The 22,244-nt window shown below is 66.2% G+C and carries 6 protein-coding genes; all 6 read left to right on the forward strand.

Going from position 1 to position 22,244, the window contains the following annotated elements:
- The first annotated feature begins 1,643 nt into the window (after positions 1-1,643).
- A complete protein-coding gene (locus tag HS104_06670) occupies positions 1,644-5,375 on the forward strand; it encodes a tetratricopeptide repeat protein (protein MBE7479655.1) in 3,732 nt (1,243 codons plus the stop codon).
- On the forward strand, positions 5,375-6,868 hold the full coding sequence (locus HS104_06675) for a hypothetical protein (protein MBE7479656.1): 1,494 nt from the start codon (positions 5,375-5,377) through the stop codon (positions 6,866-6,868). Before HS104_06670 ends, HS104_06675 begins: the two co-directional genes overlap by 1 nt.
- Positions 6,869-7,118: 250 nt before the next feature.
- Positions 7,119-7,397: a hypothetical protein gene (locus HS104_06680; protein MBE7479657.1), complete on the forward strand. Its 279-nt coding sequence runs from the start codon at positions 7,119-7,121 to the stop codon at positions 7,395-7,397.
- Between the two features lie 59 nt (positions 7,398-7,456).
- Positions 7,457-9,523: an AgmX/PglI C-terminal domain-containing protein gene (locus tag HS104_06685; GenBank protein ID MBE7479658.1), complete on the forward strand. Its 2,067-nt coding sequence runs from the start codon at positions 7,457-7,459 to the stop codon at positions 9,521-9,523.
- Positions 9,524-9,880: 357 nt separating this feature from the next.
- Positions 9,881-10,768 (forward strand): tetratricopeptide repeat protein, encoded by an 888-nt coding sequence (locus tag HS104_06690; protein MBE7479659.1) that lies wholly within the window; start codon positions 9,881-9,883, stop codon positions 10,766-10,768.
- 154 nt (positions 10,769-10,922) lie between these two features.
- The gene (locus HS104_06695; protein MBE7479660.1) at positions 10,923-22,208 is read left to right on the forward strand and encodes a tetratricopeptide repeat protein; all 11,286 of its coding nucleotides are present in this window, start codon (positions 10,923-10,925) and stop codon (positions 22,206-22,208) included.
- The last annotated feature ends 36 nt before the right edge of the window (positions 22,209-22,244 follow it).

Consider the following 22,244-nt stretch of genomic DNA (forward strand, 5'->3'; position numbering starts at 1 on the left):
GCCAAAGGCGACGCCAAGGGTGACGCCAAGAAGGGCGACGGCAAGGGCGGGGTCGACATCGACCTCGACGAAGGACAAGAGGGCAAAGAGCAGGGCCCCGTGGTCGCCGGTCAGATGACCGAGGAGGCCGCGGCTGCCAAGAAGCTCTTCGACCGCGAGCGCTGGAACGAGGCCGCGCAGGCGCTGTTTCGCGTCGTCAACGGCGAGACCAGCGACGACCCGGGCAACAAGCAGCTCGCGCAGTACTACCTGGCCATCGCGCTCTACCGGCTCAAGTTCTACCAGGCCAGCTACGCGCTCTTCAGCCAGATCGCCGACAACAAGAATCACCTGAAATTCAAGGAGACGCTGCTCTGGCTCGCGAAGCTCGCGACCCAGCTGCCGGAGCCGGCGGACATCATCGAGCGCGTCGGCAAGTACAGCGACGATCAGGTCGCGCGCTTCGACAACGAGCAGCAGCGCGATCTGTTCTGGCAGCTCAACTACATGCTCGGCCGGTACAAGTACCGCAACCGCCAGTACGAGGAGGCCATCCGTCTGTTCCAGAAGGTGGACCGCAAGAGCGAGTACTACGTGAAGAGCCAGTTCTTCACCGGCATCAGCTACGTGCAACTCCGCAAGTCCGTCCCCGCGGTGCAGTCGTTCCAGCGCATCGAGAAAATCATCGACGAGGGCGCCGAGGGCGTGGAGGACGAGGATCGCCTGCGCGACCTCGCCTACCTGTCGATGGCCCGCACGTACTACTCCGCCTCGATCAAGCTCGACCCGGAGAGCAACACTCCGCTGGTCGACGAGAAGAAGCTCAGCGCCGCCGTGAAGTACTGGAACCAGATCGAGCCCGCCAGCGAGTACTGGCTCGACGCGCTGTTCGAGCAGTCCTGGGCCTACTTCATGGCCGGCGACTACCCGCACGCGCTCGGCAACATCCACACCATCCAGTCGCCGTACTTCCCGAACTCCTTCTATCCGGAGGCGGAGGTGCTCAAGGCGGTCATCTACTTCGCGAATTGCAACTACGAAGGCGCCACCATCGTCGTCGCGCGCTTCAACAAGAAGTTCGTGCCCATCCGCGACGAGCTGGAGAAGGTGCTGAAGCGCTTCAAGGGCGAGAACCAGGAAGAGCCGTTCTTCAAGTTCCTGAAGGAAGTGCGGGAGGGCAAGGCCAACCTCGACCCGAAGATCAAGCCGATCGTCGAGAACGCCCTGTCGGATCGCCAGCTGCTCCGCAACATCGAGTACGTCCGCATCTTGGACGACGAGATGGACCGCTACCGGAAGTCACCGCCGGCGTTCCGCGGCTCCGCAGTGGGCAAGCAGGTCGAGGACTCGCTGAAGATCGCCCGCGATCTGGCCGTGCGGCAGGCCGGCGAGCTCGCGCTCCTGCGCTACCAGCGCAACGTGGACGAGCTGAACGAGCACCTGCGCAACGGTGAGAAGATCCTGATCGACATCACGGCGGCCCAGCGCAATTTGCTCGACGAGAAGATCAGCAAGGGCCAGGTCAGCAAGGCTGAATCGAAGATTTATGGCGTCGTCAAACCGGACGAGGAGCACGTGCTCTGGCCCTTCGACGGTGAGTATTGGCGCGACGAGCTCGGCTTCTACCGTCAGGTGGTCGAGTCGGCATGTGGGAGGTAACGAAGATGAAGTCCCTCAAAGCGTTGTCCGTATTGGCGGCCCTGCTGGGTGCGATCGTCCTCGCCCCGGCGTCCGCCGGCGCGGCTGACGACCTGTCGAGCTCCTGCGTCGGGGCCGAAGCCAAGAAGAACCTGAGCGAGTGCCCTGGTGGGCCGAGCAAGTTCCAGGTCGGTGGCAAGCGGCCCGCGGCGTTCAAGAGCGCACCTCCGCCTCGCGAGCGCAAAGACGCGAGCAACGCCAAGCCGACGAACCCGACCGAGGCCATGGCCGCCGGTCAGCGCGACAGCCGCAAGAACCGCCTCCAGGCGCGCTCTCGCGCGCTGCTCATCACCGAGATCCAGGGTCTCGAGCGGCTCTACAAGAACACGCCGAAGAAGTCGGCGGATCGCCCGCAGTTGATCCGGCGCCTGGCGGAAGGCTACGTCGAGCTCGAGAGCGCCGCGCTCCGCGACAAGACGGCTGCCGACGTCAAGAGCCAGGATCTGAAGAAGAAGAAGCCGGCCGAGGCGAGCAAGGCCCGCAGCGACGCGGCGGCGGCCAAGAAGATCGTGGAGGCCGCGCGCAAGAGCGCCATCAAGTACTACACCTTGATGAAGACGGCCTACCCGAACTACTCGAAGCTCGACGAGGTGCTCTACTACCTCGCCTACGAGCACGAGCAGGCCGGCGACCTGACCAACGCGCGCAAGGTCTACTTCGAGCTGATCGAGAAGGCGCCGAAGTCGCCCTACATCCCCAACGCGTACCTGGCGTTCGGCGAGCTCTTCTTCCAAGAGGCGCAGGGTGACCCGGGCAAGTGGGACCTGGCCGCGGCGGCCTACAAGGAAGTGATCAAGTACCCGGCGCCGGACAACAAGGTGTACGGCTTCGCTCGCTACAAGCTCGGCTACGTTCACTGGAACAAGGGCGAGTACGCCGACGCGATGAACGAGTTCAAAAAGGTCATCGAGTACGGCGACCAGTACTCGTCCCTGCCGAACGCCGCTCAGCTCGCCAAGAGCGCCCGCCGCGACATGATCCCGGTGTACGCCGCGAGCGGACAGCCCGAGCGCGCATTCAACTTCTTCAAGCCCCTGTCCGGCGACAAGGGTGGCGAGCAGACCAAGACCATCGACATGCTCAACGAGCTGGGCTTGGCCTACATCGACACCGGTCACTACAAGGAGGGCATCGCGCTCTACCGCGACCTGATGAGCCGCGACAGGGGACCGAAGAGCTGCCACTACCAGACCCAGATCACGGTCGCGACGCAGGCCATGAAGTCGTCCGACAAGGACGGGATCAAGAAGGAGCTGGACACGCAGCTCGCCATGCGGAACTCCTTCGCCAAGGAGAGCTACCCGGCGGACAAGAAGCTCGAGTGCGCGAACCGCACCGCGGAGCTGCTCTCCGAGAGCGCCATGGCCTGGCACCTCGAGGCCGTCGGCTCCGGCGGCGTCCGCGGCACGGGCGACAAGAAGACGATGGATCTCGCCGCGTACCTCTACAAGAAGGTCGCCGAGAACTTCCAGCGCGACGAGTTCAGCAAGTTCGAGTTCCCGCGCATCGTGAAGAGCGACTGGCCGACGCTGTACAAGATCAAGTACGCGATGGCCGACTTGCTCTACTTCCAGCAGCGCTGGGAGGAGTGTGGCCCGGCGTTCGACTCCGTGGTGGCCGAGGACCCGAAGGGCGAGAGCGCAGCGGAAGCCGCCTACGCCTCGGTGCTCTGCTACCAGAAGATGTACGACGCCATGTACAAGGGTCAGTCCGACCGCAAGGGCAAGGGCCTCGGCCCGTCCGGAGCGGACGCGAAGGACCGCGAGGCGAAGAAAGGCGAGTGGGACAAGTTCAAGCCCAAGCCCTTCACCGATCTGCAGAAGGGCATGATCACCGCCTTCAACCGCTACGTCTGCTACATCACGCCGGCCAAGGGCGACAAGACGGCGGAAGACCAGTACGTCGAGGTCAAGTTCGCCCGCGCCCGTACCTACTACGAGGCCCAGCACTGGGAGGAGGCGTCGCTCGCGTTCCGCGACGTCGCGCTGAACCACTCCAGCCACGACTCGGGCATCTACGCCGCGAACCTCTACCTCGAGACGTTGAACGTGCTCGGCAGCCGTGCGGAGCCCCCGCGCCCGACTTGCTTCGACGACATGGGCAAGGACGTGCCGCAGTTCCTGAAGCTCTACTGCGAGGGCAAGAAGTACGACGACAACAAGGACAACTGCGAGCTCCTGACCCGCATCCAGTTCGACATCCAGCGCCTGCGCGCGCAGAAGACCGTCGAGCTCGCGGACTCGCAGCTGGACAAGAACAACACCAAGGAAGCCGTCGACAACTACAAGAAGGGTGCAGACATGTACCTGGAGATGTGGCGCGGCTACTGCGAGGGTCCGCTCTCCAAGGGCGAGAAACCCAAGCAGTGCGAGAAGGCCTCGGAAATCGTCTACAACATGGCCCGCGCCTACCAGGCCGGTCGCCTGCTCGCGAAGTCGATCCAGGCCCGCCTGATCTTGCTCGATCCCAAGTACGGGCTCGAGAAGAGCGACCTGGCGCAGAAGGCCACGTACGAGATCGGCGGCAACTACCAGGCCATCGCCGTATACGACCGCGCCGCGGACTTCTTCGAGCGCTACGTCGAGCAGACCTGCGGCAAGCTCAGGAAGTGCGGCGAGGAGGCCGACAAGGCCCTGAGCGACGCGGTGGTGCTGCGCCTGGGCCTCGGCCAGGACGACAAGGCCATCGAGGACGCCGACAAGTTCAACCGCTACTTCGGCGCTCGCAAGCCCGACCAGGTCGCCCAGATCGCCTTCGCCATCGCCGCGCACTACGGCGAGAAGAAGGACTGGGGCAACGTGGCCAAGCGCCTGGGCGGCGCCATGCGCCAGATCGATGCCAAGGCGACCCTCGACGTGCGAGTCCAAGCCCATGCGCTGATGGGACGTGCCCTCAAGGAATCGAAGAAGAACGCTGCCAACGAGTATGGCGCGGTGGTCAAGCTCTGGGCGGACCCGTCCAAAGCCGTGGCCGAGATCGAGAAGGGCGAGGGCGACAAGCAGCGTCGCCTCGGTCGTGCGCTCGAGGCCGTGGGCGAGTCCCACTTCTACTTCGCCGAGCAGAAGAAGGCGAAGGTGGACGCGGTGAAGTTCCCGGCCTTCCAGGGCCCCGCGACCAAGGACGAGGTGCTCAAGCACATCAACGTCAAGGTCAAGGACTGGATCGGCAAGAAGAAGCCGCTCATCGACGAGGCGACCAAGGAATACAAGAAGATCGTCGATCTTCAGCCCGTGCCGCCGCCGCGCTGGGTCATCGCCGCCGGCTCCCAGGTCGGGAACATGTGGGGTACCTTCGTGGACGAGTTCCGCGCGGCTCCCATCCCCGACTCGATCAAGAAGGACTTCGAGCTGCGCACCGCGTACTACGGCGCCCTCGACGACGCCTCGGAGCCGCAGAAGAAGACCGCGCGTGGCGCCTTCGAGACCTGCCTCGGGTACTCGGTGAAGCACCAGTACTTCGACGAGTACAGCCGCGAGTGCGAGAAGTGGCTCGCGAAGACCTACAAGACCGAATACCACCTGATCGACGAGTTCCGCGGCGCGCCGACGCGCGTGAACAGCGTGCTCAACGAGCAGGCGTTCCCGCTGCGCATCGGCGGCGAGCCCATGGTCACCGTGGCTCCCCCGCCCGAGCCCCCGGCTCCCAAGAAGGCCGCCACGGACGAGAAGAAGGACGACAAGAAGGGCGGGAAGAAGTGATGAGCGCCATGGAGAACCTCAAGATGCGCGTCGCTTGTTTTGCCGTAGCGGCTCTGATGCTGGGCGCGGTCGGTTGTGGCGGCGGGGGCGGAAGCGGCAAAGGCGCCCTGAGCCCGGACAAGGACAGCGGCAAGAAGGGTCTCGGCAACGTCGCCGTGTCCAAGGAAGCCGCCGCCGGCTTCGACCGGGCGCTCGACGCCTTCGCCGAGCGCGACAAGAAGGGCGACTGGGCGGAGTCGAGCTGCGCGGCGGTGGCCGAGCAGTTCATCGCCGCCAGCAAGGCCCAGCAGGCAGCGACCAACAAGCCGCTGCCGGAGGCGCTCTACAACGCCGGGCTCGCCTACCAGCGCTGCGACAAGGACGCCGAGGCGCGGGCCCAGTTCCAGGCGGCGGCCAGCGCCGACGCCGGCTTCCACCGCGCCAAGGCCCAGCTCGCGCTCTACGACTTCGAGAAGTCGAAGAACCTGGAGGGCACGATCTCGACGCTCGACCAGATCATCCGCGACGCGAAGTTCCAGAACGTCGAGGGTCTGGTCAGCCTCGCGGCCCTCCAGCTCGAGCGCAACGCGGAAACGCCGGACCAGGACGGCAAGAACGACATGGAGCGCGCCAAGAAGAACCTGCAGCGCGCACTGGCCATCGACGACTCCTACATGGCCGCGTTCAACCAGCTGGCCATCTTCTACCTGGAGCAGGCGAAGGCGAAAGCGGACGCCGAATCGGCGAAGGGCGGGCGTAAGCGCCGCGGCCTGGTCGCCGCGAGCACCAAGGCCAAGGACGTCAACTCGCAGCAGCTCGACCTGGCAGCTCTCGTGGCCTCCCAGGGCGTGCGCAAGAACCCGAACTACGCGCCGCTCCACAACACCGCTGGCTTGATCCAGGTCGAGCTCAGGAACTTCAACGGCGCGGTGAAGAGCTTCGCCACAGCGCGCCGGCTCGATCCCAAGTTCTTCGAGGCGCACATGAACTACGCCGCGGTGAATCTGGGCTTCCGGGGCTTCGAGGAGGCCGAGAAGGCCTACCGCGACGCCATCAAGCTCAAGCCCAAGGAGTACGAGGCACACCTGGGCTTGGCCCTGGCCATCCGAGGCCAGATCAAGCTCGGAGACAACTCGGCGGTCCAGAAGGCCCAAGCGTCGCTGGACGAAGCCAAGAAGATCGACGGTAGCCGCGCCGAGACCTACTACAACGAGGCGATTCTGACTCAGGAGTACCGGACCAAGTCCGGGTCCGAGAAGGAAACCATCCCGATGTTCGAGAAGGCGGCTGCGACCTACAAGCAGTTCATCGACAAGGCCGGCAGCGCGCCGGAGTTCGCGGACGCCGTGAAGCGCGCCAAAGAGCGCACCCAGGACATCGAGGACACGGTGAAGTTCATCAAGGAGGGCGAGGCGGCCAAGAACGCTCCGCCGCCGCCCGCTCCGCCGCCGGCTGCTCCCGAGGGCGGGGGAGCGGCTCCGCCGCCTGCTGCTGGGGGCGGCGCCAAAAAGTGAGTGATCCCGTACGGGGATGGCGGCTCGCCGACCGGGACCTCCCGGTCGCGCGGGCCGCTGGCATTTTCTTCTCGGGTTCGAGCGACAATGGAACTTCGACGAAGGGGGGCTGTCTCTCTCCTTCGTGGTGCTCAATTGCGCCCAACTCCGGAAGACGCGGACGGCTCCCGCGAAGCCATTGACGTATGCTCTTGGGCCGAAGTACAATCACACTGTAATTGCGTCGGAATTTTTTGAGGAGACTAGAACCATGGCTCGCTCTCTCCGGGTTGGTTTTGCAGCGGCTCTCGCAATCGCGGCCTTCGTCGTCGCTCCCTCGGCCTTCGCGCAAGGCAAGGCAGCGGCGAAGGAGAGCAAGGGTGGGGACGACGGATACGGTTATACGTTCGACGACGACCCGCTGAATGCTGGCGGATTCGGCCCGAACGATGCGACCATTCGCGTTCGTCCCCGCGCGGCTCGCACCACGCTGATCCGTCCGCGCACTTCTTTCGTGCCGGAAATGCTGAAGTCGGTCGAGAACATCTGAGGCTGGTCGCTGTCGGGCCGTAGGGCCCGGCCGTCCGGGACAACCAGGGAAGCAGAAGCATGGCAAAGGCTGTACTCACGTTCGCGCTCTACCAGGGTGATGCGCTGCAACGTCGCGAGACCATCGCGCAGGACATCGTCAAGGTAGGAAAAGATCCGAAGAGTCACCTGCGGGTCGACGACGAGCTCGCGTCGCGCATGCACGCCGTGATCGAGGTCGGCAGCCCCGACGACATCACGCTCATCGACCTGGGCAACGAGCCCGGGACGATGGTGAACGGTGCGCGCGTGAACAAGTGCAAGCTCCACGTGGGCGACCAGGTCCAGGTGGGCGGCACCAAGATCGTGCTCGAGCGCGCCGAAGCGGCGGGTGCGGAAGTTCAGGCTGCGCCGGCTCCGGTCATGGCCGCTGCGGCGCCTACCCCTCCGCCCGCTCCGCCTGCGGCTGCGTTCGGCGGCGCGAACCCGTTCGGCGGCTCGAACCCCTTCGCGGCAGCGGCCGCGTCCAGCCCGTTCGCCGTGGGCACGGCCAGCCCGTTCGACGTGGGCGCTTCGGCGCTCAACCCGTTCGCGGCCGGTGCTCAGCAGCAGGCGCGCGTCGATGCGCTGCGCGTCCCCGACGACGCACCGCCCGGAACCTACACCTACACGCTGATCAAGAGCGGACCGGACGTGCCGGCGGAAGAGGTCGAGGTTCCGCACCTCGCGTCCGTCGAAGTGATGGTGATGTGGGGCACGAACGTGCTGCACGTCTCGCACTTGACGCCGCCACGGACGTTCTACGTCGGCGAGGAGCAGACCAAGAACTTCGGCTGCGACTTCTACATCCCGGCCGAGAAGCTCGGCACGACGCGCATGCCGGTCGTGGTCGGTGATCGCGCCTCGCTCGCGGTGATCATCCCGCCGGGCGCGAAGGGTCACATCGAGATCCCAGGGCAGCCCCGCATGACCTTGGACGAGGCGCGCACGAAAGCGCAGCCGAGCGCCGAGGTGAGCGGTGGTCACCAGTTCCCGCTGCCTGGCGGCGCACGCGCGCGCATCGAGCTCGACCAGTTCGTGTTCCAGGTGGCGGCTGTCAACGCCGGCAAGCCCATCAAGCACGGCGTCGGCGCGGGCGTGGACTGGACGGTGTTCGTCTACTTCGCGCTGTCGTTCCTGGCGCACGCCGGCCTCATCGCGGCCATGGCGTTCTTCGTCCCGCCGCTCGGCCTGACGGACGACGAAGGCATCGACAAGGATCAGCTCTATCTCATCCAGCAGTACCTGAAGAGCGCTGCCGAGCGTGAGATGGAGGAGAAGGAGACCGAGCAGGTCACCGAGGACAAGGCCGACAACAAGGAAGGCGGGACCGGCACCCGAGCCAAGGGCGAAGAAGGCTCGATGGGTAACCCGACCTCGAAGGCCACCAACAAGCGCTACGCAGTGCAGGGCCCGAAGGACAACCCGGACCCGCACATCGCGCGCCAGGCCGCGCTGCGCGAGGCGACGGAGTTCGGCATGATCGGCCTCCTGAACACCGGCGCCGCGGGCGACCCGAACGCTCCGACGGCCCCCTGGGGTCGCGACACCTCGCTCGGTCAAGACGACATGTCGGCCCGCGGCAACATGTGGGGCGACGAAATCGGTGACGCCTTCGGCGCCGGCGGTCTGGGTCTCTCCGGCATCGGCGAGGGCGGCGGCGGTCGCGGCGAGGGCATCGGCCTCGGCTCCATCGGTACCCTCGGTCACGGCGCCGGCACCGGCACCGGCCAGGGCTTCGGCTCGGGGCACGGCCGCCTGGGTGGCTCCCACGCGACGCGCGCGCCGAAGGTCCGCATGGGCGCGACGACCGTCAGCGGCCGTCTGCCGCCCGAGGTCATCCAGCGCATCGTCCGGCAGAACTACGGTCGCTTCCGTATGTGTTACGAGCAGGGCCTGTCTCGGAACCCGAACCTCGAAGGGCGCGTGTCGGTGCGCTTCGTGATCGGCCGCGACGGCTCCGTGTCGAACGTGTCGAACGGTGGCTCGGACATCCCGGATAGCGGCGTCGTGGGCTGCGTGGTCAGCGCGTACTACGGCCTCTCCTTCCCGCAGCCGGAAGGCGGCATCGTGACCGTGGTCTACCCGATCATGTTCAGCCCGGGCTGAGCGCCTCACGGCCGGCTCGAGAGCGAGGCGCGCCCCCTCCACGGGTGGCGCGCTTCGCTTTTTTTGTCGGTCGCTGCCTGCCCGCGCTGCCCCGCGACCACCAAGTGGGTCGACTCGACCGCTCCGGGCCCAGTGTCGGGGACGGCTCGACTCCACAAAACCTGAAGGAATCTCGCCGAGATCCTGCCACGAACCGCCTTTACTTCGATCCTCCCGTCTGCCTATGCTCGTGCACCGCTTTTTGGCGGTTGCCTCAGGCGTTGGGGCAGGGGCTCGCTCCCGCGGAGCGGGTCCTTGGCTCGGGCTATCGACAGGGTGAGCACGATGAAACTGGCAAGTGTTTCGAAGGTTACCTTCATCGCCGGGGTGATTCTGGCGGCGTCCGCATGCAGCCGCGATCACATCGAGGCCATCAACCTCGCCAACGAGGGGGATCAGGCCATCAAGGTCAACACCGAGGGTGCGATTCAGAAGTACGAACAGGCGATCCAGCTCGATCCGACCAACCACCGGATCATGTGGAAGCTCTCGAAGGCCTACGAGAAGAAAGAAGACTGGGACAAGATGGCCTCGACGCTGTCCCGGGCCGCGCAGGTCGCGCCGAGCTTCGCCAACTACTACTACAAGCGCGGCTACGCGCTGGTGAAGATGGCCGAGGCGGGCAACCCCGACAAGTACGAGGAGGCCAAGGAGCCCCTCAAGAAGTGCATCGAGAAAGACCCGGCGATGGCCGAGTGTTACCACTTCCTCGGCGAGGCCAGCCTGTGGACCAACGACGAGCAGGGAGCGCTCGACAACTACACCAAGGCCATCGAGCACGACTCGATGACGCCCTACTTCTACCCGCCGCTGGCGGAGCTCTACATCACCATGCGCTTCTACAACGAGGCCGAGGGTGTCTTGAAAGAAGGCACGCGAATCATTCCGCCGGGTGAGAAGAACAACAATCACCTGTACGGAATGTACGTGCTCCGCTTCCAGGTCGCGCAGGCGTCCGGCGACAAGGCGGGCATGGTCGCGGCGATGGAGAAGGCGGAGGAGGTCGCCGGGGACTCGCACCCCGAGATTTCGTTCAACCTCGGCAGCACCTACGCGGTGATGGACCCGCCCCAGAAGGAGAAGGCGGTCCGACTCCTGTCGTCGTTCGTCAAGCGTGCCTGCCGCAGCGCACAGGCGTCGAAGTACAAGGAACAATGCGAGACCAGCAACACGCTCATCCAGAAACTGGGCGGAAAGGTCAACTGACCTTGCGGTGTTCTCCCCGCCAAGACGAGCAAGCCGAGCTCGCCCGGCCGGGTGCGAGGGTGTTTGATTTCGATGTGTCGATGAAGTCCGTCGCAGACCGGTGCTCCCGGCCCGGGAGCCCGGCAGCGAGCGCGCGTCATTTGTCCGAGGAAGCATGGATCTAGAGCAGCGTCTGAACAACCTCGAGCGTCACCATGATTGGGCCGGCCTCGCCGAAGCGCTCGAGCAAGCGATCGCGAGCGCTCAGGACCCGGCCGCCAAGGCGGAGCTGCACCTCCGCTTGGGGCGCTTGCTGCACGCGCAGTTCCTTCAGAGCGTCAAGGCGCTGAAGCATTTCCAGGATGCCTTCAAGCTGAATCCCGCGCTGGGCGAAGCGCTGGCCGAAGCCCGGCGCATCTACTGGGAGCTCGGCAAGCTCAACATGGTGCAGAAGCTCTTGGAGCTTCAGCTCAAGAACTCGGACGAGGCTCAGGCTCCGGCGCTGTACCGCGAGCTCGGAGACGTGTTCTGCGATCTGGGCGACTACGAGCGTGCCGCGGACGCCTACGCGCGTGCGATGAACGACGGGCAGTCCGGCGACGTCGGCCAATTGCTCGACGACGTGATGGTCGGCACCGAGGACTGGCAGGAGCGCATCGGCATCGTGCTCCGCTCCGCGCACGAGACGGACACTGCGTCCGGCAAGGCCGAAGCGCTGCTCCGCGCTGCGCGCATCGCGCGCCGTTACGCGCCGGACGAGGTCGAGGGCATCCTCGGACGCGCATACTCGTCCGATCCGGGCAGCGTGGTCGTGTCCGCCCTGTACGAAGGGCTCTTGGTCGAGGCGAGCCGCGCGGAAGCGGTGATCGCGATGCAGCGCCAGGTGCTCGAGCAAGTGTCCGACTCGAAGAGCCGCGCCGATCTCGCGTTCCGCTTCGGCGTCCGTTGGGCGCTCCGGCATCAGAACCTCGAAGCTGCGGCGCCGCTGCTCGACGAGGCGCTAAGCCTCGACCCGACGCACGAGGCCGCGTTCGCGTTCTATCGGGACCTGCATGGGACCCGCGAAGGCCAGTGGGCGGACGTGGCCGCGAAGGCCGACGAGCTGTCCCAGAAGGTCGGCGCGTCCCGCGACGGCGCTTACCTCTTGGCGCAGGCGGGGCTCGTGCTCTGGCGCGAGCTCGGTGATCTGATCCGCGCCCGCAGCTTCTTCGATCGGCTGGCGGCCGTGGATCCGGAACACCCTGCGCTCACCGCATTCGAAGCGCAAATCGGGGAGAAGCTCGGCGGCGCACCCGCTGCCGCGGCGGCTGCCGAACTCGAGCCGAGCCCGGCAGCGCCACCGGCGGACGAGCCGGCGCCGAGCCCTGCTCCCGCCCCGGTGGCGGAGCGCGCTCCGGCGTCCGCGGCTCCCGCGGCTGCCGCCCCGAGCGGCGGCGGTGGTGACCCCGCCAAGATCGCTCAGCTCCGCGCGCAGCTCGACGAGCAGGAGGCGCAGAAGAAGTTCCACGAGTACGTGAAGACGTTGGTCGCGCTGGGCGACGAGGTCGAGGACCCAGCTGAGCGGGTCGAGCTGTACCTGCGTGCCGCCGATCTCTACGTGAACAAGTTCGTCAACCAGGCCGAAGCCGTGCGTACGTACGAGAAGGTGCTGGAGGTCGAGCCCGCGAACCCCGCGGCCATCGACTACCTGCGCCAGATGTACGAGAAGCGGCGCGACTGGGAGAAGCTGATCCAGCTCAAGACGAACGAGGCCAATCAATACGAGCAAGGGCCGGTACGCAGCGCCGCGTACAAGGAGATCGCTCAGCTCGCGACCGAGCGGGTGAAGAAGCCGGAGGTCTGCATCGACCTCTGGGCCGTCGTGCTCGAGAACGACCCGGAGGACGCCGACGCCATCGACGCCTTGGCGCAGCTCTACGAGCGTGCTCGTGACTACGAGAAGCTGGCGGACGTGCTCGAGAAGCAAGTCCAGATCACCTACGACACCACGGCGAAGATCGCCGTTCTCAACAAGTTGGGGCAGGTCGCCGGCGATCGGCTCAAGGACGACGCTCGCGCGGTCGAGGCGTACCGGCAGCTCCTGACCATCCAGCCCGACGACCGGCGCGCTCAAGAGCAGCTGAAGAAGCGCTACGTCACTCTCGGTCGCTGGGACGACCTCGAGGTGTTCTACGCCGACACGGGCAAGTGGGACGAGTTCATCCGCGTGCTCGAGAGCAACGAGGCCAAGGCCGAGACGAACGAGCAGCGCATCGGCATGCTGCTGAAGATCGCCGAGCTGTGGATGACCCAGAAGGGCAAGCCCGATCGCTCGGCGAAGGCCTACGAGAAGGTGCTCAGCATCGAGCCGACGCACCTGCAGGCGGCCGAACGCCTGATCCCGGTCTACACCCAGGCCAACAACCCCAAGGGGCTCTCGAGCGCCATCGAGGTGAAGCTGGGCCACGTCGAGGAGCCCGAGGAGCGCCTCGCGCTGCTGCGCGAGGTCGCGGCGTTGTACGAGACCCGGATCAACGACAAGGCGAAGGCCTTCGAGCGCTTCCTGTCCGCGTTCGAGATCGCACCGAACGACGAGCAGAGCCAGGCCGACGTCGAGCGCGCCGCGCACCAGACGGGACGCTGGGACGACGTCGTCGCCGCGTACCGCGCCGCGGAGCAGCGCGCGGACGGCGAAGGCGACTCTGCCTCGGGCAACGCGCTCCGACTCCGCCTCGGGCGCATCCTGGTGGACGAGGTCGGTCGCATCGACGACGCGCTCGCGGAGTACCGCGCGGTCTACGAGGCTGAGCCCGAAAACGCCGTGGCTCTGGAGGCCCTCGAGAAGCTCTATCGCCAGACCGAGCGCTGGAAGGACCTGCTCGAGGTCTACGCCAAGAAGCGCGAGCTGGCCTACGACACGGAGACCCGCAAGCCGATCTTGTACGAGATCGCTCGCTTGCACGAGGGGCAGCTCGGCGATCCCGTCTCCGCCATCAGTACCTATCAAGCCGTGCTGGAGGACGACCCGGCGGACGGCGTGGCGCTCGAGGCGCTGGATCGGCTCTACCGCGAGACCCAGTCCTGGGAGGCCTACGCCGACGTGCTGCGCCGACGCATCGACCTGGATGCTTCGGAGGAGCAGCTGGTGGATCTGAAGTTCCGCTTGGCGGAGGTTCAGGCCAGCCACCTGGGCGACGCTCCCGGGGCGCTGACCAACTACCGCGAGATCCTGTTCATCAACCAGGATCACGAGGGTGCTCGACTGGCGCTGGAAGCGATGCTCAGCGACGCGGACCTGCGCGCGGAGTCCGCCGCGATCCTCGAGACCATCTACGAGGTTCGCGAGGACTGGGAGAAGCTGATCGGCGCGCTCGAAATCCTGGCGCAGTCCGACCCCGACCCGGAGCGGAAGGTCGCCCTCTTGCGCAAGATCGCCTCCGTCGCCGCCAACCAGCTGCAGGCTCTCGACCGAGCCATCGACGCGCAAGCGCGGGCCTTGAAGCAGGATCCGGCCTTGGCGGACACGCGTCTCGAGCTCGAGCAGCTGGCCGAGCAGTCCGGCGCCTGGAACGAGGTCATCCGCATCTACCAGGAGATCGGCGGGGCGCTCGACGACGCCACGCTCGCGCGCGACTACTGGATGCGCCTGGCCTCCATCCAGGAGCAGCTCCAGCTCGTGGCAGACGCCGCGCAGAGCTACGACAAGGTGCTCGCTCTAGACCCCGGCGACGCCGAGGCGCTCGCGGCGATGGACGCCTTGTACCGCGGCACCGGCCACTGGGAGGACCTGGTGGGCGTGTTCCGGCGTCGCATCGACCTGGCCCAGGACGGTGCGGAGCGCGAGTCGCTCTACGCACAGATGGCCCAGGTCTACGAGGAGAAGCTGGGCAAGCCGGCGGAGGCCATCGCGGCGTACCGCGAGGTGCTGGCGCTCGACCCCGCGAGCAGCGTGGCGCTCGCGGCGCTCGACGGCCTGTTCACCCGGCAGAGCATGTGGCCGGAGCTGGCCGAGAACCTCGACACCCAGCTGAACCTGGCCGCCGACGAGGCCTCGCAGCTCTCGCTGATGCTGCGCCTCGCGTCGCTGCGGGAGACCCGCATGGGCGACATCGAGGCTGCCATCGAGGGCTTCCGCCAGGTGCTGGAGCGCGAGCCGACGAGCGAAGCGGCCCTGGCCGCCCTGGAGCGGCTCGGACAGTCGCCGGAGCACGAGCTGGCCATCGCGGAGATCCTCGAGCCGCTCTACCGTCAACAAGGCGACTACCAGAAGTTGATCGGCGTGCACGAGGTTCAGGTGCGCCGGGCGGAGGACGCCTCGCGCAAGGTCGAGCTCTTGCACCAGATCGCGACCCTGCACGAGGACGCGGCCGGAGACATCGGTTCGGCGTTCGACACGCTGGCACGCGCGCTGGCTGCGGACCCCTCCCACGAGGAGACGCAGGCCGGCCTCGATCGCCTCGCCCGCGCCACCGGGCGCTTCCAGGATCTGGCTCAGGTGTTCGAGCGCCTGGCGCAGGAACAGAGCGATCCGGAGCTGGCGAGCCAGCTCTACACGTTCGCCGCTCGAGTGTTCGAGAACGACGTCGGCAACGTCGATCGCGCGATCGAGCTCTACCGTCAGGTGCTCAAGATCGACGCCATGAACCTGGCGGCAGCGGAGTCGCTGCAGACCTTGTTCCAGTCGACCGAGCGTTACGCCGACATGGCGCTGATCCTGCAACGCAAGGCCACCATCCTGGAGGACACCGAGGATCAGAAGGCGGCCCTCTACCAGGCGGCGAACATCGAAGAAGAGGTGCTCGAGCGCAAGGAAGCGGCGATCAACGTCTACCTGAAGGTGCTCGAGATCGACGCCGAGGACCTGAAGAGCATCGACGCGTTGATCAACCTCTACCTCGGTCTCTCGCGCTGGGAAGATCTGCTCGGCGTCTACAACAAGAAGGTCGATCTCGTCCTGGATACGGACGAAAAGAAGATGATCTTCTACCAGGTGGGAGCCGTGTACGAGCGCGAGCTCAGCGACGTGAGCCGCGCCATCGACACCTACCAGAAGGTGCTCGAGCTCGACCCGGACGACCTCACCGCGCTGGGCCGGCTCGACGTGCTGTACCAGACCGCGCAGAACTGGCCCGAGCTCCTGAGCGTGCTGCAGCACGAGGCCGAGCTCACGCAGGATCCGGCGGAGGCAGTCAGCTTCCAGTACCGCATCGCCGAGCTGTTCGAGAAGCACCTGGGCGACGTGGAGCGCGCGGTCGAGCTGTACCGCGACATCTTGGGCATCCAGTCGGATCACCAGCCGACCCTGGCGGCCCTGGAAGGCATCAAGGACGGGGACCGCTCGGCGCTCGCTGCGGCGTCCGTGCTCGAGCCCGTGTACGACGCCATGGGCGAGTACCAGCGCCTGGTGAGCGTGCTCGAGGTCCAGGTCCGCCATTCCGAGGAGCCGTACGCCAAGGTCGAGCTGCTGCACCGCATCGCCCGGCTGTACGAAGAGAGCCTTGCCGACCCGCACAACGCCTTCTCGACGTATGCCCGCGCGGTTCAGTGCGACTCTCAGAACGAAGAGTCCTTGGCGTCGCTGGAGCGCCTGGCCAACCTGATCGAGAAGTGGCCCGCCGTCGCCCAACTGTATGACGCCGAGCTCGACAAGCTCGGGAGCGAACCGGAGCGCGTGGTCGAGCTGGGCCTGCGCGTGGCCCAGGTCTACGAGGTGCAGCTCGAGAACGTCGATGGTGCCGTCGCGCGCTACCGGCGCGTACTCGAGGCCGATCCGGAGAACCAGAGCGCCGTGCGCGCGCTGGATCGCTTGTTCTCACAGAGCGAGCGCTGGACGGATCTGGCCGAGGTGCTGAAGCGCGAGGCCGACATCGGACAGAGCCCCGACGAAATCCTCGAGTTCAAGTTCAGACTCGGGCAGGTCTATCAGCTCAGGCTGGGAGACCTGGACAAGGCCATCGAGGCCTATCGCGAGGTGATCAACGCGGCGCCGGAGCACAGCGACACGCTGGGTGCCCTGGAGAGCCTGTTCGAGTCGGGGGTGAAGCAGCTGGAGGTTGCCGAGATCCTCGAGCCGCTCTACCAGCAGTCCGGCGAGTGGGAGAAGCTCATCCGCGTCCGCGAGGCCGAGCTCGGCCACATCACCGATCCTGACCAGCGCATCGCGATGTACCACCGCATCGCGGAGGACGCCGAAGAGCGTCTGATGGATCCCGTGCGTGCATTCGAGGTGCACGTGCGCGCGATCAAGGAGCGCCCGCTCGACGAGCGCACGGGCGAGGAGATCGAGCGCCTGGCAGCCATGATCGACGGCGGCTGGGAGCAGCTGGCGAACGCCTACGCCGACGTGCTGGGCATCGAAGGCAGCGAGCCCGCGACGCAGGCATCCATCGGCAAGCGCCTGGCGCGCGTGTTCGAAGAGGAGCTGGCCGACGTCGCGAAGGCCGAAGAGACCTACCGTTACGTCCTCACCGTCGTACCGGCAGAGGTCGACGCGCTGGCGAACCTCGACCGCATCTACTCCTTGCTCGAGCAGTGGCCTGAGCTGGCCGGCGTGCTCGAGCAGCGGGCGGAAGCCGCGGAAGATCCCCGGGACAAGGTCGAGCTCAACACCCGCTTGGGCCAGGTCTACGAGGAGCAGCTGGGCCAAGTCGAGGACGCGATCCGAGCGTTCCGGCGCATCTTCGACCAGCTCGAGCCGGCCAACGAGGATGCCATTCGCGCCCTCGGTCGCATCTACGAGCAGACCGAGCAGTGGGTCGAGCTCGATGGGGTGTTCCGGCGCGAGCTGGAGAACGCAGTAGGCGACGTCCAAGAGGCCGAGATCCGAGCCAAGATGGCCCAGCTGGCCGCCGATCGACTGGGCAAGACCGAGGAGGCCATCGAGGGTTGGAAGCGGGTGCTCGACCTGCGTGGCGAGGACCCGGAGGCGCTCTGGGCCCTGGCGGGGCTGTACGAGAAGCAGGGCAAGTGGGCCGAGCTGACCGACATGCTCGAGCGCCACTTCGACATTGCCGAGAGCGACGAAGACCGGGTGAACATCCTGACCCGGCGCGCTCGCCTGTTCTCGGAGCAGCTCGGACGTGACGACGAGGCGCTCGAGACTTGGCAGCGCGTGCTCGACATCGACTTCTCGAACGTCGCTGCGCTGCGTGCCATCGCGCAGATCTGGCGCGTGCGGCAGGACCCGCGGGAGCTGGTCGCGGCGCTGCACGCCAGCATCGATCGCGCCTCTGCGCTGCTCGACCCCACGGAGCTGGTGGCCATCTACCGCGAGCTCGGCAAGACCTACGGGCAGGTGCTGGAGCAGCCGTTCGAGTCCGCCGAGGCCTGGCGCAACCTGCTCGAGGTCGATCCCCACGACTTCGAGGCCATGGCGGAGCTCGAGCGCGTGTACCGCGCCGAGGAGCGCTGGGTCGAGGTCGTGGACGTCAAGCTGCGCCGAGCCGAAGCGCTCGAGGAGCCGGCGGAGAAGATCCGCGAGCTGCTCGAGGTCACGCAGATCTGGAAGAAAGAGGTCAACGACTACGACAAGGCCACGCCGGCCTTCGAGCGGATCCTGACCATCGACGCGACCCACGACGAGGCCTTCGAGTCGCTCGAGCGCCTGCACACGGCTGCGGAGCGCTGGGAACAGCTGGTCGAGCTCTACCTGAACCGGCTCGAGACCCGCGAGACCACCGAGGAGAAGAACGACCTTCTCCGGCGCATCGCCCGGGTCTTCGAGGAGAAGCTCGACGACAAGAACCAGGCCTTCGACGCGCTGGTCAACGCCTTCGCCGAGGACTACGGCGACGACGAGAGCACCCGCTACCTGGAGCGGATGGCCGCTGGCACCGGCCGCTGGGGCGAGCTCATCAACACCGCCAACGCCTGGCTGAAGGACGAAGCGGACAACGACAAGAAGATCCAGCTCTGCCTGCGCCTCGGCAAGTGGTACGGCGAGGACCTCGGTCACCCCGAGTACGCGCAGCCCTACTACGCACAGGTCATGCAGCTCGACCCGAACAACGTTCAGGTCATGCGGCAGATGGCCGCCATCTACCGGCTGGGCGCGCAGTGGCAGAAGATGGGCGAGACGCTCACCCGCGCCCTGGACGTAGCCGTCGCCAACGACGACAAGAAGGTGATCCTGTGCGATCTCGGCGAGCTGCTCGAGAAGCACATGAGCCAGGCGGACCAGGGCATCACCTTCTACCGGCGTGCGCTCGAGGTGGACCCGCTGTTCCTGCCCGCGCTCGAGGCTCTCGAGCGCATCTACGACGAGCGCGCCAACCACGCCGACCTCGTGCAGATCCTCACCAGCAAAGTGAAGGCGCTGAGTGACCCAGACCAGATCGCCCAGCACAAGATGCGGCTCGGCGGCCTGTACGAGACGGCGCTCGGCGATTTCGAGCGCGCCGGCAAGGTGTACCGCGAGGTGCTCGAGCTCGACGGCAGCAGCATCTTCGCGCTGCGCGGCCTGGAGCGCATCTATCAGGCGGTCCAGGACTGGCCGGACATGGTCGAGATCCTCGAGCGTCAGCTCGACGTGGTCGAGACCGAGCGCGAGCGCGTCGACGTGCTGCTCAAGCTCGCGCAGATCCAAGAGGAGCAGTTCCTCAAGGCGGACTTGGCAGCCCAACGGCTGGAGCAGGCCGTCGAGATCGATCCGAGCTGCGAGTCCGCCTACGTCAGCCTGGAGCGCTGCTACCGCCGCCTCAAGCAGTGGCTCGATCTGATCAACACCTACGAGCGCCACATCGCCGAGGCCGCGGACCAGTCCACCAAGATCGAGCTCTACGGCGCCATGGCGGAGGTGTACGCGCAGGAAGTCGGCGACGTCGACCGCGCCATCGACGCCTACCAGAACATCGTCGATCTCGACGAGAACCACATCGAGGCGCTGGACGCGCTGTCCAAGCTCTACGAGAAGCAGGGCGACGCGGCCCGCGCCATCGAGTCGATGACGCGCGTGGCGGATCTCACCACCGACGGCACGCAGCGCGTCGAGATGTACTACCGCATCGGCAAGTCGCTCGACGAGAAGCTCGGCGACCGCTCGCAGGCTCAGGAGCGCTTCGAGATGGCCCTGGATCTCGACCCGACCCACCTGCCGACGCTCGCGGCGCTACGCACCATCGCCGTCGACGAACAGGACTGGGACCGCGCGGCTCGATACCTGGAGCAGGAGCAGCTCAACACCCAGGCCCCGCGCGCCCGCGCCAAGCTGCTGGTGGAGCTCGGCAAGCTGCGCGACGAGATGCTGAACGAGCACGAGCAGGCCGTCCTGGCGTACGAGCTCGCGATGCAGTGCGACGAGGACTGCGAGGAAGCCGCCCTGCCGCTGGTGCAGGAGTACAGCAACATCGGTCGCTTCCAGGAGGCCGAGCCCCTGGCCGAGATGCTGGTGAAGAAGGCCAAGAACCGCGAGCGGCACGAGCAGCACATGCTCTACAAGCTGCTCGGCAAGGTTCACTCGGCGCTGGGTAACCACGACAAGGCCCTCAAGGCCTATCAGACCGCGAACCACCTGGATCTCACCGATCAAGAGGCCATTCGCGGCATCGCTGACGCCGGCTACGAGCTCAAGGACTGGCCGACCGCGCTCACGAACTACCAGAAGGTGTTGACCGCCCTGGGTGAGGAGGACGTCGAGCAGCGCACGGACGTCTACTTCCGGCTCGGTTGCATCAAACGCGAGCAACACCAGGCCAAGCAGGCGATCAACAACTTCGAGAAGGCGCTGGCTCTGAACGGCGAGCACCGCCCCACCCTCGAGGCGTTGATCGACGTCTACGGCCAGGCCAACGACTGGAAGCAGGTCGCCGCGTACAAGCGCCAGATCCTCGACAGCGTCTACGACGGCGAGGAGCGTTACGCGCTGCTCAACGAGATCGGGGACCTCTGGGCCGAGAAGGAGAAGAACCCGCAGAAGGCCCTGGAAGCGCTGGAAGAGGCCCAGGAGCTGAAGCCGCAAGACCACGTGCTGTTGCACAAGCTCTTGCAGCTCTACAGCGAGGCCTCCGAGTGGCAGAAGATGATCGACACGCTGCACTCGATCGCCGCGATCGAGGAGAAGCCGGAGATCAAGAGCCGGTACTTCTACACGATGGCGCAGATCTACCGCGACAAGCTCAACGACTTGGACCGGTCGGTGGAGCTGTTCAACGAGTCGCTAGATCTGAACCCGGGCTACCTGCAGGCCTTCGAGCGCATCAACAAGATCCTGACGCAGGAGAAGAACTGGAAGCAGCTCGAACGCTCCTACCGCAAGATGCTCCACCGCATCGCGGGCAAGGGGAACTCCGACCTGGAGCACACGCTCTGGCACCAGCTCGGGCTGATCTACCGCGATCGGCTGCAGCGTCCGGAGGAGGCGATCGAGGCCTTCAAGATGGCTACGACCATCAAGCCCGGCGATGTGATGCAGCACCAGATCCTGGCGGAGCTGTACGAGGTCAGCGAGCGCTTCGACGAGGCCATCGAGGAGCAGCGCACGATCCTCGAGGCGGACCCGCTGAAGGTGGATCCCTACCGCTCGCTCTACCGCCTCTACTTGCAGAAGCGCTCCTACGACGAGGCGTGGTGCCTAGCCGCCGCCATGGCCTTCATGAAGAAGGTCGACGGGGAGGAGAAGCAGTTCTTCGAGGACTACAAGCCGCAGGGCATGCTGCAGGTCAAGGGCCGCCTGGGCAACGAGCACTGGGTGAAGCACCTCTTCCACCCCGACGAGAACATCTACATCTCCAAGATCATGGAGATGATCGCGCCGGCCGCGCTGCAGGCGAAGATCGCGCAGCTCCAGTCGCAAGGGAAGCTGCCGACGCTGGACAAGCGCTTCAAGCAAGATCCGGCGACCTCGACCGTCACCTTCGCCAAGACCTTCGGTTGGGCGGCGCAGGTGCTGGGTATTCCGTCGCCGGAGCTGTACGTGCGCAACGACGTCCCGGGCTCCATCGTCGCAGTACCGGCGGTGCCCCCGGCCTCGTTGGCGGGGCAGACCGTGCTCACCGGTTTCCAGCCGCAAGAGCTCACCTTCATCTGCGGCAAGCACCTGGCGTATTACCGCGGTGAGCACTACATCCGCACGCTCTTCCCGACCCAGGCGGAGCTCACCATCATGCTGTTCGCCGGCGTGATGATCGCCGCCCCCAACACGCCGATGCCGGCGGACATGCAGGCCCAGATCCGCGCGACCGCGCAGGAGCTCGCCAAGTACATGCAGCCGGTGCAGCTGGAGGGCCTGCGCATCGTGGTGAAGAAGTTCATCGACGAAGGCGCGAAGGCAAACATCAAGCGCTGGAATCAGGCCGTGGAACAGACGGCGTGCCGCGCGGGCCTCTTGGTCTGCGCCGACCTCGAGATCGCGAAGAAGATCATCGGGGCCGAGCCGTCCCTGCCGGGTGACCTGACGCCGCAGGAGAAGATCAAGGACCTGCTCCTGTTCAGCGTCAGCGAGAACTACGCGCAGCTGCGCAAGGCTCTCGGCATCGCGGTCGGGTGACGCGGCCCGGCGCGGGGCGCAGAAGACCGCCAAGCC

It is taken from the genome of Polyangiaceae bacterium (assembly GCA_015075635.1).
Lineage (GTDB): Bacteria > Myxococcota_A > Polyangia > Polyangiales > Polyangiaceae > JADJKB01.

Excerpts from the sequence above, each read along its gene's own strand:
- HS104_06695 (MBE7479660.1), top strand. The coding sequence starts at position 10,923 with ATGGATCTAGAGCAGCGTCTGAACAACCTCGAGCGTCACCATGATTGG.
- HS104_06685 (MBE7479658.1), top strand. The coding sequence starts at position 7,457 with ATGGCAAAGGCTGTACTCACGTTCGCGCTCTACCAGGGTGATGCGCTG.
- HS104_06670 (MBE7479655.1), top strand. The coding sequence starts at position 1,644 with ATGAAGTCCCTCAAAGCGTTGTCCGTATTGGCGGCCCTGCTGGGTGCG.
- HS104_06680 (MBE7479657.1), top strand. The coding sequence starts at position 7,119 with ATGGCTCGCTCTCTCCGGGTTGGTTTTGCAGCGGCTCTCGCAATCGCG.
- HS104_06675 (MBE7479656.1), top strand. The coding sequence starts at position 5,375 with ATGAGCGCCATGGAGAACCTCAAGATGCGCGTCGCTTGTTTTGCCGTA.